We start from the raw sequence: 12,421 nt of genomic DNA on the forward strand, positions 1-12,421 counted from the left end.
TCGCATGCATGTTGCACCGCGGAACACGGCGCGTGCGTGCTCCATTTCCATCATTGCAGGCGGGCGCCTGAAAGCAAGGGGATTTTGCTGGCAGTCGCGCATCGCACGTGGCGCTTGTATGATGATGCGTACCCGGACGAACGGCTGTCGCGCCCAATGGTGCGCCGCGAGCGGAGACACACTCCGCCGCCGCTTCCGATCCGGTCGGCCCCGGCGGCTCCGGGGAACAGGAGACACATCATGCCGCAACCCTTCGTGCTGCCCGCCACCGCGGGGCGTACCGACCTGCTCGCGCAGGCGCATGCGCGTTCGACCGCGGTCGGGCTGCGCGCGCACGAGCGCCCCGATTTCGCGCCGCTGTCGCGCGTCGCGCTGCGCGAACTGCTCGACACCAACCACACGCTGTTCTCGCACGCCCGCCCGGTGATGGAGGATCTCCACGCGCAGATCGCCGAGACCCAAAGCCTCGTGCTGCTGACCGACGCCGACGGCGTGATCCTGCACAGCATCGGCGACGCGGACTTCATCGAGAAAGCCAACCGCGTCGCGCTGTGCAACGGCGTGTCGTGGGCCGAAGGCGCACGCGGCACCAATGCGATCGGCACCGCGCTCGCATCGGGCCAGGCCGTGGTCGTGCACGGTTCCGAACACTTCCTGCGCGCGAACCACATCCTCACCTGCGCGTGCGCGCCCATCGTCGATCCATTCGGCCGCACGCTCGGCACGCTCGACGTGAGCGGCGACCCGCGCGGCTCCAGCCCGCATACGCTCGCGCTCGTACGGATGTCCGCGCAGCTGATCGAGAACCACCTGTTCGCGAACCAGTGCGGCGAAGCGCTGCGGCTGCGCTTTCACGCCCACGAGGATTGCGTCGATTCGCTGTTCGCCGGGCTCGTCGCATTCGGCCCCGACGGCGGGCTGATCGCCGCGAACCGCAGCGCCCAGTTCCAGCTCGGCGCATCGTTCGACGCCCTGCAGCATCAGGCGAGCGACGCGTTGTTCGGCATGCGCTTCGGCGAGCTCGCGCAGCAGGCCGCGCGCGCGCCGGGCGCGACGTTCCGCCTCACGCTGTCGACCGGCGTGCGCGTGCTCGCCCGCTGCGAATTCCCCGACGTGCAGAAAGCGACCGTCGCCGTCACGCCGCCGGCACCGGCCGCACGCGCGCGCACGCCGGACCCGGATGCGATCACGTTCGCGACGCTCGACACCGGCGACGCACGCATGGCCGCCGTGCTCGAACGCGTCGCGAAGATTCGCGGGCGCGACCTGCCGCTGCTGATCCTCGGCCAGACCGGCACCGGCAAGGAATGGCTCGCCCGCGCGCTGCACCAGGCGTCGCCGCGCGCGGACGGCCCGTTCGTCGCGGTCAACTGCGCGGCGCTGCCCGATTCGCTGATCGAGGCCGAACTGTTCGGTTATGAAGACGGCGCGTTCACGGGCGCGCGCAAGCGCGGCAGCCCCGGCAAGATCGCGCAGGCCGACGGCGGCACGCTGTTTCTCGACGAAATCGGCGACATGCCGCTCGCGCAGCAGGTGCGGCTGATGCGCGTGCTGCAGGAGCGCGCGGTGATGCCGCTCGGCGGCGCACGTGCGGTGCCGGTCGACGTGCGCGTGGTGTGCGCGACCCACCGCGACCTGCGCGCGATGATCGCGGAGGGCACGTTCCGCGAGGATCTGTTCTACCGGATCAACGGGCTCGCGGTCACGCTGCCGGCACTCGCCGCGCGCACCGACCTGCCGGCGCTCGTCGAGCGGATTCTCGCGCGGCTCGCACGCAGCGAGCCGATGCCGCGCCGCCTCGCGGCCGACGTGCTCGACGCGTTCGCGCGCCACCGCTGGCCCGGCAACCTGCGGCAAATGACCAACGTGCTGCGCACGGCCGGCATGCTCGCCGAAGACGAAGCCGAGATCACGCTCGCGCATTTGCCCGACGATTTCTGGCTCGACTGCGACGATGCGCCGGCTGCGCCGGACGCAGCCACGCCGGTCGGCAAACGCGAAGGCACGACGCTGCAAAGCCACCAGGCCGCGATGATCGACGCGGTGCTCGCGCGGCATGGCGGCAACGTGTCGGCGGCCGCGCGCGAGCTCGGCCTCGCCCGCAATACCGTGTACCGGTATCTGCGGCGGCACTGACCTCCACGGCTGGCGGCCGTGGGCCGCCGGCGGGTTCGGGTATGCTTGGCGCGTTGCCGCCGAATCGCCGCCCGCTTCAGTCATGACCGATCCAGATCACCCGCCCCTCGTGCGCATCGAGCCGCTCGGCGCGACCTTCGACGCGCCTGATTCGCTCACCCTGCTCGAGGCCGCCGCGTTCGCGCGCGTGTCGCTGCCGCGCTCGTGCCGCAACGGCACGTGCCGAAGCTGTCTTTGCCGGATCGTCAGCGGCAGCGTACGCTACACGATCGAATGGCCGGGGCTCTCCCGCGAGGAAAAAGCCGACGGCTATACGCTGCCGTGCGTGGCCGTCGCGACGTCGGATCTCGTGCTCGACGTGCCCGACGCGGCCATGCTCGACTAGCCATCGCGCGCGGGCCGCGTGCATCGCTCTGCAACGCTCGATCCTGCATGGAGAACGTGATGATCCAGCAAACCGATCGCATCGAAAAACAGGCGCTGCTCGCCGCATCGCCCGACCGCGTGTGGGCGGCCGTCAGCCATTCCGGCGAATTCGGCCAGTGGTTCGGCGTGTCGTTCGACGGCCCGTTCGAGGCCGGCCAGCCGCTGTTCGGCCGCATCACGCCGACCCGCGTCGACGACGACGTCGCCAAGGCGCAGGAGCCCTATGCGGGCACCGTGTTCGAAATCGTCGTCGACCGTATCGAGCCCAAGCAACTGTTCTCGTTTCGCTGGCATCCGTTCGCGATCGATCCGGATGTCGATTACGCGTCCGAGCCGATGACACTCGTCACCTTCACACTCGCGGCGCAAGCCGGCGGCACGCTGCTCACGGTCGCCGAAACGGGTTTCGACCAGTTGATCGAGGCGCGTCGCGCGACGGCACGCGACATGAACGACCAGGGCTGGGCCGCGCAGATGACGCTGATCGCGAAGTACCTGGCGTTGCACGCATAGCGCGCCGCTACGCCGCACGTCCGCGCCGACCGGCGAACCGGCGTGCGTGGCATAATCGCCCGCATCGTCGTCCACCCGCCGCCGCGCATCGCATGCTGAGTCGTCGCCTCCGGAAGATCGGCAGTCTGATCGGGATGCTCGCCATCCTGATGACGGCGTTCGCGCCGACGATCTCGCAAGCGCTGACCACGCAAGGACGCGTCGACGCGCTGCTGGCCGGCTACTGTTCGGCCGCGCCGGCCGCCGGCGACCGCTCCGCCGATGCGTCGACGAAAAGCCTGCAGGCCCATCTGCAGGCATGCGGCTACTGCAGCCTGCTTGCCCATACACCCGCGCTGCCCGCTCCCGAACTGACGTTCGCGGCCCGTGTGCACGCGATCGAGCATCGCGCGGCAACCCGCTTCGAAAGCCTGCGCCGCGCGCTGCCGCTCACGGCCGCGCAACCGCGCGCCCCGCCGTTCACGTCCTGATCCGTCGTCATTGCGCGTGATGCCGTCGTGCATCGCGTCGCCCGCGCACGCCGCTCGCGTGCGCGATGTGTCACGTTTCGAAGGACGATCATGTCTCACCCTGCTGCGCGCGGCGTCGTGCCGGGCGCACGGTTGGCCGCCACCGGTTCGGATCGCCGCGCCTGCATTCGCCCGCATGCGAATGCCCGCCCTCGCACGTCCGCGCCGAGCGCCGCCGACATCGATGCCGCTCGCGCAGCCGTCCGTCGAATCCGTCTTTTTCCATCCGATTCGTCACTCGCTCATCCAGCCATGAAAACCGCTACTTTCGTCCGCGGCGCACTCGCCGCACTCGGCTTCGTCGCCCTCCACGCCGCGTATGCGCATGCGCTCCCGAAAATGCAGGACCCGGCCCCCAACGCCACGCTGTCGAGCGCGCCGCACGCGGTCACGATCGATTTCGGCGAGGCGCTCGAGCCCGCGTTCAGTTCGATCGCCGTGACCGACAGCCAAGGGCAATCGGTCGTCGACGGGAAATCGGCCGTCGACGCCGGCAACCGGAAGCGCATGCACGTCGCACTGGCGAGCCTGAAGCCCGGCGCCTACACGGTCGCGTGGATCGCGGTGGCCAGCGACGGCCATCGCACGCACGGCCGCTACGCATTCACGCTGAAGTAACGCACGTCACCCGCGCGACGCGCACCGGCACGCCATGCCGGGCGCATTCGCATCGATGCCCACGGCATCGCACCCGACAAGGAGAACACATGATCAAACGCTCGATCCCGACCGCCCTGCTCATGGCGCTGGCGCTGCATGCCGCCGCCACGTTTGCCGCACCCGCCGTCCAGGCCGACGCGTGCTGGATCCGTACGATGCCGGCGACGGTGCCGTCCTCCGGCTACTTCACGCTGAAGAACGACGGCGACGCGAGCGCGACGCTCACCGGCATCGACACGCCCGCCTACGGGATGGCGATGATGCATGAAACGCAGACGAGCGGCAGCACCGCGAAGATGGTTCATGTCGACTCGGTCGTCGTGCCCGCGCACGGCACGCTGACGTTCAAGCCGAAGAGCTATCACGTGATGCTGGAAGAGCCGCGCCAGGCCGTCGCGCCCGGCGCGAAGGTGCCGCTCCGGCTGCACTTCGCGGACGGCTCGACGGTGTCCGTGACCTGCGACGCGAAGGCGCCGACCTACGCCGGCCAGTAAAGCCGCCGGCCTCACGATCGAAGGAGAACGCACATGAAAGACCGCCTGCCGCTGGCCGACCTGATCGTCCGCTACCGGACGCCGCTGAATGTCGCGGTATTGCTCGCCTGCGGGTTATGGGCCGCGTGGATCGCGTGGATGACGCGGCCTGCCGCCATCGATACGCCGCCGTCGATTCCCGCGTACTGCATGCGCGACGCGCGCTGACGCGCCGCGACCGCACGGTTCCGGCGCCGGTGGCCCTCGCCATTATTGGCGTGCCATCATCGCTTGACCTCGACCGCTGGAACCGCCTCCCGGAGCGCCGCATGTCCATTCAGACCTGGATGCTGTTTGCCGCCGCCTATCTCGCGACGACGCTGTCGCCGGGGCCCAACGTGCTGCTCGTGATCCGCAACACGGTGCGCTATGGCGCGCACGGCACCGCCGCGACGATCGCCGGCAACCTCGTCGCGCAAGGCATGGTCGTGTTGCTGGTCGCACTCGGCGTCGGCGCGGTGCTGGCGGCGATGCCGCCGCTGTTCGTCGCGATGAAGGTGATCGGCGCCGCGTACCTGATGGTTCTCGGTGTCCGGCAGTTGCGCGGCGACCGCCAGGCCGCCGCATCGAGCGGCGCAGCGGAGATCGTCGTGCCCGATCGCCGGAAGCTGTTCCGCGAAGCGCTGTTCGTGTCGGGCAGCAATCCGAAGACGATGATCTTCCTGTCCGCATTCATGCCGCAGTTCGTCGTGCACGACCGCCCGCTCGCGCTGCAGTTCGTCGTGATGTACGCGACGATCGCATGCACGGTCGTCGTCGTTCACAGCGTCTATTCGGCTGGCGTGCGCCGCCTGCATCGCGGCGTCGGCATGAGCCGCGCGGTGCGCGCGCTCAAGCGTGCGAGCGGGCTGCTGTTCGTCGGGCTCGGCATCAAGCTGTTGACCGCGCGGCAGGCGTGAGCCGCGCCACCCGTCAGCCCATGCAAGCGGCCAGCGCGGCCGTGACCTCGTCGAACGACGGCCGTGCATCGACGTCCTCGTTCACGCATGCCGCCGCCAGCGCATCGAGCGCGCCGGCATGCGGTTCGCAGCGCTCGAGCAACTCGCCGAGCAGATAGCCGAACGCGCGCACTTCGAGCCGCTCGAACCTCGCGCCGCGCGTGCGTTCGTTCATGTCGTACAGCGACGCCGCCCCGAAATCTCCGAGCAGCGCGCCGCCTGCGCCGTCGTGCAGGATGTTGTGCGCATACAGGTCGCCATGCATGATGCCGCGCGCATGCAGATGGCCGGCGACCGACGCGATGCCGTGCGCGATCCGCAGCGCTTGCGCCGGATCGAACGACGCATCGGCGGCATAAACGTCGCGCGTGCAGGACGCAAAGCTCGGCGGCCCGGCGAGATTCGTCAGCGCGGAATCGACCAGCTCCATCACGAGGCCGTGCGTGCCGTCCGGATGCCCGCGCAGCTTGCCGATCACCGGGATCAGGTTCGGATGATGGCCGGCATGCAGGCACGCGGCCATTTCGCAATCGGGCAGGCCGTCGCTCGTCACCGCGCCCTTGAACAGCTTGACCGCGACCGTTCGCGGCGGATGGCCGTCCGCGCGCCATTGCGCGCGATAAATGACGCCCGACGCGCCCTCGCCCAGCTTCCGTTCGCATGACAGCGCGGCCCAGTCGATCTCCGCGACGTCCGGCCTGGCCGACGCCGCGGCCTCCGGCACCGCGCCGAACGGATTGCCGGCCACGGCGAGCCACGCAAGACGCGGCAGGCGCAGCAACCAGTCGGGCAACGCATCCAGCCGGTTCGCCGACAGGCGCACCAGTTCCAATGCGCGGCAGGCGGCCATTTCCGCGGGCAGCGCCCGCAGCCGGTTGCCGGCCAGCATCAGCTTCTGCAGCCGCCCACAGTCGCCGATGTCGGCCGGCAGTTCGTCGATTGCGTTGTCGGTCAGGATCAGCCAGCGCAGCGCACGCGGCAGCGCGCCGCGCGGCACGGTGCGGATCCGGTTCGCCTTGAAGCCGATCATGTCGAGCCCATCGCACGCGCCGAGCACGTCGGGGAACGCGGTGAAGCGGTTGCCCGACGCGAACAGGATGCGCAGGCGATGCAGCCGCGGCAGGTCGTCGGGCAGCGCGGACAGCGCATTGCCGGTCAGGTCGAGCACTTCGAGCGTGTCGGCCAGATCGAAGATCTCGCGCGGAAATTCGGTCAATCCGCACGCGAGCTTGAGTTGCCGCGCGCCCGACAGTTGGCCGGCCTGCAGTTGTTCGAGGGTGTGGGTCACGGGGAGAAAACGGGTGGCGGTTGCGGTGATCGACGGGTCGATCGGACGGATTCTACCGGGATCGACGAAGTGTCCATACAGGAGCTTGTCATCCCCCCTTCACAAACGCGAAATGTGACGTTAGAATTGCGCCCCTTGCAGTGCCGACGTGGTGAAATTGGTAGACACGCTATCTTGAGGGGGTAGTGGCGAAAGCTGTGCGAGTTCGAGTCTCGCCGTCGGCACCAGATGCGTTTCCCCGCATTCCAGCATGATCCGAAACCCGCGACAGCACATGGCTTCGCGGGTTTTTTGTTGTCCGCTACGCGAGCAGCAGAAAATTCCGCACCACCGCGGACGGCTCGTCGCAGCGCGACGCAATGGCCAGCCGCGCGCGAAACCGGTTGCCCGCGAACGGCCGGTACACCACCCCGGGAACCTGCACCTGCGTAATCGCCTTCGGCACGACCGACACGCCGAGGCCAGCGGCCACCAGCGTCACCGCGGACGCGATCTGCGGCGCCGGTTGCCCCATGCGCGGCTCGAACCCGGCGGCCTTGCACGCGGCGACGATGTCGTCGAACAGCGCGGCGCCGGCCGCGCGCGGCACCTGCACGAACGACTCGTCCGCGAGTTCCGCCAGATCGATGCGCCGGCGCGGCGCCAGCCGGTGCGCGACGGGCAGCGCGACGAACATCGGCTCCTCGTCCCAGTCGGATACCCGCAGCGTCGCGGCCACGCGGCGCTCGGGCCGCACGATCACGACGTCGAGGCGCCCGGCCTCCAGCGCCTCCAGCAGCACGCCCGACGTCGCTTCCTGAAACGTCAGCTCCGCATCCGGAAACGCTTCGCGAAAGCGGCGAATCAGATCCGACACCTTCGGATTGAACGCGGCCGTCCCGGTGAAGCCCACCCGCAAATGGCCGGTTTCCCCGCGCGCGGCGCGTCTCGCCGCCCGTGCCGCGCGCTCGGCATCGTCGAGCACGCGCCGCGCCTCTTCCGCGAAAACCTCGCCCGCCAGCGTCAGCTCGGCGCCGCGCGCGGTCCGCTTGAACAGTTCCACGCCGAGTTCGTTCTCGAGCGCCTTGATCTGCTGGCTCAACGGCGGCTGGCCGATGCCGAGCGTTTCGGCGGCCTTCGTGAAATTCGACGCGGCCGCGACGGCCAGAAAGTAGCGGAGATGCCGGAGTTCCATGCTTGACGTGACCTCGCGGTGAGTCGGGGCTGGGGCTGTCAGCCAGTGTTGAAACATATTGCTGCGGTTCATTTCATATATTGGACATATACATGACCGTGCGCAAGAATTCCCGTATTCCGTTGCGCATCGAGTGCCTTCATGTCCTCCGCTTCGATTTCCCGACCCGTCCCCGGCACGCAGCACACCGCCCCCGACGCGCTGCCGGCCGGCGTGTCCCCGCGCTCGGCCGCGTACAAGCGCATCGCGTTCGCGCTGTTCCTCGCCGGCTTTGCCACTTTCTCGCTGCTGTACTGCGTGCAGCCGCTGCTTCCCGCGTTCGCACGCGAATTCAACGTCGGCGCGGCGTCGAGTTCGCTGTCGCTCTCGCTGTCGACCGGGATGCTCGCGGTGTCGATCCTCTGCGCCGGCGCGCTGTCCGAACGGGTCGGGCGGCGCGGGCTGATGTTCGTGTCGATGACGCTGGCCGCGCTGTTCAACCTGCTCGCCGCGCTGTCGCCGGACTGGCACCTGCTGCTCGTCTGTCGTGCGCTCGAAGGCTTCGCGCTGGGCGGCGTGCCGGCGGTGGCGATGGCCTATCTCGCGGAAGAAATCGCCGCCGACGGGCTCGGCTTCTCGATGGGGCTCTACGTCGGCGGAACCGCGTTCGGCGGCATGATCGGACGGATCGGGATGAGCGCGCTCGAGGAGTACTTCTCGTGGCGAACGGCGATGCTGTCGATCGGCGTCGTCGATCTGCTCGCGGCGCTCGCGTTCGTGATGCTGCTGCCGGCGTCGCGGCGCTTCGTGAAGCGCACCGACCTGACGCTGCGTCACCACCTGCGGCTGTGGTACGCGCAACTGCGCCACGCGCGCCTGCCGTTCGTGTTCGCGATCGGCTTCCTCGTGATGGGCGCGTTCGTGACGATCTACAACTACGCGGGGTTCCGGCTGATGGCCGCGCCGTTCAACCTGAGCCCGACCGCCTGCGGGCTGATTTTCGGCGCGTACCTGTTCGGGATGGTGTCGTCATCGAGCGCCGGCGCGCTCGCCGATCGTCTCGGGCGCGCGCCGGTCCTCGTCGGCGGCATCGTCGTCTGCGCGGCGGGCCTCGCGCTGACGCTGTCGCACTCGCTCGTCGCGATCGTCGTCGGCATCGTGCTCGTGACGATCGGCTTCTTCGTCGCGCACTCGGTCGCGAGCGGCTGGGTCGGCGCGCTCGCGGGCGCCGCGAAGGGGCACGCGGCGTCGCTGTATCTGCTCGCCTACTACGTCGGGTCGAGCGTGCTCGGCTCGGTCGGCGGCGCGTTCTGGCAACGCGGCGCGTGGACGAGCGTCGCCGCGTATGTCGCGGTGCTGCTTGCCGTCGCGCTGCTGGCGGCGCGGCGGTTGAGCCGTGCTTGAGCCGTGCTTGGCTTGAGCGGCGCGTGATACGGCATGGCTCGGCCCGCACAACGCCCACCGCGCGCCGGCGACGCAGCCGTCACGACACCAGCGCGTCGTCCCCCTTCACCGCATACGCCGCCTCGCGCCGCCGCAGCGTCATCGCGATCAGCGCCGCCAGCACCGCGAACGCGGCGCCGGTGAGAAACCCGCCCGTATAACCGACCTTCGCGGTCAGCGACAGGATCGTCGACGACGCGATCAGCTCGCCGAGATCGCGCGTGCTCTGCACGGCCGTCACGTCGGTGCCGGCCTGATCGCTGCCGCCCGCGAAACGCATGCCGGCCGTCATGATCGACACGGACGTGATGCCGGTCGCCAGCGAGCCGAGCACCGTGCACAGCCATGCCCACGAAGGCGACACCGGCAGCCACCCGGCCGCCTGCGCGAACCACAGCAGCGCCGCCGCGCCGGCGCAACTCACGCCGGCCGTAAACGCCAGCCACAGGCCGAGCGCCCGCACGAGCCACGCGCCGCCGCCGCATCCGAGCACGACCGTCACGACGCCGCCCGCCATCCCGAGTGTGCCGATCGCGTCGAGCGACCAGCCCGCGTCGTTGAGGAACAGCTTCGACAGGCCGAAGCCCGATACGGCGGTCATCGCCGACAGCAGCGCGAGCGACAGCAACGACCACGAACGCGGCCGCTTCGCGAAACGCACGAGGCTCGCCTCATGTTCGGGCCGGGCGCGCGCGCGATCCGCGTCGCGCGGCAAGACCCACAGCACGCAGACGAGGCTCGCGAGCGGCACGGCCGCCAGCGCGAGAAACGCGGTGGGCTGGCCGAACCGGCCGATCAGCGTCAACGTGCCGGCGCCACCGCCGAAGAAGCCGATCATCACGCCCGCGATCTGGATCGCGTTGATCCTCGCGAGCGTGTCGCCGCTGAAATGCTCGGCGGCCATCCCGTCGTTCGCGATGTCCTGCGTCGCGCTCGCGAGCGACGCGACGGCCAGCAGCCCGACCGCCCAGCCCGCCGTCGCGACCGTCATCCCGATCTGCGCGAGGCTGGCCAGGCACAGCACGACGATCGTCTGCATCGGCAGCATCCAGCTGCGCCGCCGGCCGATGCGAGGCGACCAGCGGTTGTCGACGACGGGCGCCCACAGGAATTTCACGACCCACGGCAGCCCGACGAGCGGCAGGAACGCGAGCGCGTGAAGCGGTGCGCCGTCGTGGCGCAGCAGCGTCGGCATCGCATCCATCGCGATGCCGATCGGGATGCCTTGCGACAGGTAAAGCAGCGTGATCGTGATGACCAGGCGGCGATGTTCGAGCAGGTCGCGCATCGAAGTCTCCAGTTGCATGAGGTTAAAAAGGTTCGGCGCCGGCCGGCACGCGCGCGGGCTGCATCGCGTCGCGCCGCGGACGGCGCGCCGCACGCAGCAGCAATGCGCCGAAGACGACGAGCGCCGCATCGATCCGCCAGTACACGGGTCTGCCCGCGCCCAGCAGCGCGATCGCGCAATGGGTCGCGCCGGCCAGCGCGTACGCGACGCCGGCCGCACGCATCAGCACGCGCAGCCATGCCGCGCGATCGGCGACACAGGCCGCGAGCGCGATCGCACCGCCCCACACGACCCAGAACAGCATCGCGAGCGCATGATCGACGTGCACGCCAGCAGGCAACGCACGACCGGCGAACAGCAGAGCGCCGCCGGCGAGCACGAGCCCGCCGCACACGCCGACCGCGACGGCGGCCAGCACGTCCGCCGAACGATCGCGCTGCGCACGCCGCCGCTCGATCCACAGATGCAGCCCCGTCGCGCACAGCGCACACGCCGCGAGCCCCATCAGGAAATGCAGCATGCGCAGCACGCCGCCCGCCGCGCCAACCCAGCCATATTGCGCAAAATGCAGCGGCTGCACCGCGATGAACGCGCGCAGCCAGAAGCCGCGGCCCCGCGACGTCGCATCGGCGAGCCATTGCCCGTCCGCCGCGCGGTACAGGTGGCGTTCGAACACCGCCGTGCTCGGCAGGCCCGCGGTCGTGCCGGCAATCTCGACGCGCGCGTTCACGTCGCCCCAGCGCTGCAACGCAACGGCTTCGGGCCGGAAACGCGGCCGGCGCGCCATATCGCGCCGCAGCAGCGCATCGAGATCGGGCGCATGCCGCCACCGGCCGCCGGCCTCGACGGGCGGCGGCCCGCCCAGCAGTTCGGCGAACGCACGCTGCGGCTGCCCCGGATACGCGACGCCCGCGAGCGACACCGTGCCGAGCGCGCCGAGCCCCGACAACGCGCCGGTGAACGCGAACAGCACGAGCCACGGCGTGCCCCACAGGCCGATCCACGCATGCAGGTCGAACAGCGCGACGCGCAAGCCGTGGCCGCGCCGGATGCGCGCCGCGTCGAGCCAGCGCTTGCGATGCACGACAACGCCCGCGACGATGAGCACGAGCAACACGATGCCCCACAGGCTGACGAAGATGCGCCCGGGGAAACCGGCGAACAGCGTCTTGTGCAGCGTGACGATCGACATCGCCCGTTCCGCATCGGGCAGCGGCGCGCCGGTCGCCGGATCGAGCGCGAGCGTGCACGTCTGCCGCGCGTCGCAGAAACGGACGGCCGGATCGTCCGGCCGCGGCAGCACGATGCGTGTATCGCGCAACGGCACGCCGAGCGATGCTGCCCGCGCGACGAGCGCATCGAGCGGCAACGCCGGCCGCGCGACGGCGAGCGCCGGCGGCCGCCACCAGCCCTGCATCGAATCGAACGCGAGACTCCACGCGCCGCTGAACAGCACGACGAACAGCACCACGCCGAACAGCGCGCCGGCGCCGCGATGCAGCGCCCGCCAGCGCGAATGCGACGAAGCGTCCAT

General features: G+C 70.0%; 13 protein-coding genes and 1 tRNA gene. 10 read left to right on the forward strand and 4 right to left on the reverse strand.

Going from position 1 to position 12,421, the window contains the following annotated elements:
- Positions 1 to 240: 240 nt before the first annotated feature.
- From QZM72_RS12735 to QZM72_RS12770, 8 genes are all read left to right on the forward strand, one after another.
- Positions 241 to 2,136: a sigma-54-dependent Fis family transcriptional regulator gene (locus tag QZM72_RS12735; RefSeq protein WP_301738266.1), complete on the forward strand. Its 1,896-nt coding sequence runs from the start codon at positions 241 to 243 to the stop codon at positions 2,134 to 2,136.
- A gap of 82 nt (positions 2,137 to 2,218) precedes the next feature.
- Positions 2,219 to 2,521, forward strand: coding sequence for a 2Fe-2S iron-sulfur cluster-binding protein (locus tag QZM72_RS12740; RefSeq protein WP_049031263.1), 303 nt, complete (start codon positions 2,219 to 2,221; stop codon positions 2,519 to 2,521).
- A 59-nt stretch (positions 2,522 to 2,580) separates the two neighbouring features.
- Positions 2,581 to 3,075: an SRPBCC family protein gene (locus QZM72_RS12745; protein ID WP_089470630.1), complete on the forward strand. Its 495-nt coding sequence runs from the start codon at positions 2,581 to 2,583 to the stop codon at positions 3,073 to 3,075.
- 92 nt (positions 3,076 to 3,167) lie between these two features.
- Positions 3,168 to 3,545, forward strand: a complete 378-nt coding sequence (locus QZM72_RS12750; RefSeq protein WP_301738267.1) for a DUF2946 domain-containing protein — start codon at positions 3,168 to 3,170, stop codon at positions 3,543 to 3,545.
- Between the two features lie 291 nt (positions 3,546 to 3,836).
- Positions 3,837 to 4,202, forward strand: a complete 366-nt coding sequence (locus tag QZM72_RS12755) for a copper resistance CopC family protein (RefSeq protein WP_089470325.1) — start codon at positions 3,837 to 3,839, stop codon at positions 4,200 to 4,202.
- Positions 4,203 to 4,291: 89 nt separating this feature from the next.
- Positions 4,292 to 4,738, forward strand: coding sequence for a copper chaperone PCu(A)C (locus QZM72_RS12760; protein ID WP_301738268.1), 447 nt, complete (start codon positions 4,292 to 4,294; stop codon positions 4,736 to 4,738).
- A gap of 33 nt (positions 4,739 to 4,771) precedes the next feature.
- The gene (locus QZM72_RS12765; RefSeq protein WP_301738269.1) at positions 4,772 to 4,945 is read left to right on the forward strand and encodes a hypothetical protein; all 174 of its coding nucleotides are present in this window, start codon (positions 4,772 to 4,774) and stop codon (positions 4,943 to 4,945) included.
- A 101-nt stretch (positions 4,946 to 5,046) separates the two neighbouring features.
- Entirely contained in the window at positions 5,047 to 5,676 is a 630-nt protein-coding gene (locus QZM72_RS12770) for a LysE family translocator (protein ID WP_301738270.1), read from the forward strand.
- A gap of 13 nt (positions 5,677 to 5,689) precedes the next feature.
- Here QZM72_RS12770 and QZM72_RS12775 read toward each other — a convergent pair whose 3' ends face one another.
- The gene (locus tag QZM72_RS12775) at positions 5,690 to 7,003 is read right to left on the reverse strand and encodes a leucine-rich repeat-containing protein kinase family protein (RefSeq protein WP_301738271.1); all 1,314 of its coding nucleotides are present in this window, start codon (positions 7,001 to 7,003) and stop codon (positions 5,690 to 5,692) included.
- Between the two features lie 142 nt (positions 7,004 to 7,145).
- Between QZM72_RS12775 and QZM72_RS12780 the strand changes: the two genes are divergently transcribed.
- Positions 7,146 to 7,230: transfer RNA gene (locus tag QZM72_RS12780), tRNA-Leu, on the forward strand.
- Between the two features lie 74 nt (positions 7,231 to 7,304).
- On the opposite strand, the gene QZM72_RS12785 is transcribed toward QZM72_RS12780, so the two are convergent.
- On the reverse strand, positions 7,305 to 8,177 hold the full coding sequence (locus QZM72_RS12785) for a LysR family transcriptional regulator (protein ID WP_089470329.1): 873 nt from the start codon (positions 8,175 to 8,177) through the stop codon (positions 7,305 to 7,307).
- Between the two features lie 141 nt (positions 8,178 to 8,318).
- Here QZM72_RS12785 and QZM72_RS12790 point away from each other — a divergent pair, with 141 nt between their 5' ends.
- Entirely contained in the window at positions 8,319 to 9,560 is a 1,242-nt protein-coding gene (locus QZM72_RS12790; protein WP_301738272.1) for an MFS transporter, read from the forward strand.
- A gap of 79 nt (positions 9,561 to 9,639) precedes the next feature.
- Here QZM72_RS12790 and QZM72_RS12795 read toward each other — a convergent pair whose 3' ends face one another.
- Positions 9,640 to 10,887: a RhtX/FptX family siderophore transporter gene (locus QZM72_RS12795; protein WP_089470631.1), complete on the reverse strand. Its 1,248-nt coding sequence runs from the start codon at positions 10,885 to 10,887 to the stop codon at positions 9,640 to 9,642.
- Between the two features lie 22 nt (positions 10,888 to 10,909).
- Entirely contained in the window at positions 10,910 to 12,421 is a 1,512-nt protein-coding gene (locus QZM72_RS12800) for a PepSY domain-containing protein (protein ID WP_301738273.1), read from the reverse strand.

It is taken from the genome of Burkholderia sp. AU45388, from assembly GCF_030481585.1.
GTDB classification, from domain to species: Bacteria; Pseudomonadota; Gammaproteobacteria; order Burkholderiales; family Burkholderiaceae; genus Burkholderia; species Burkholderia sola.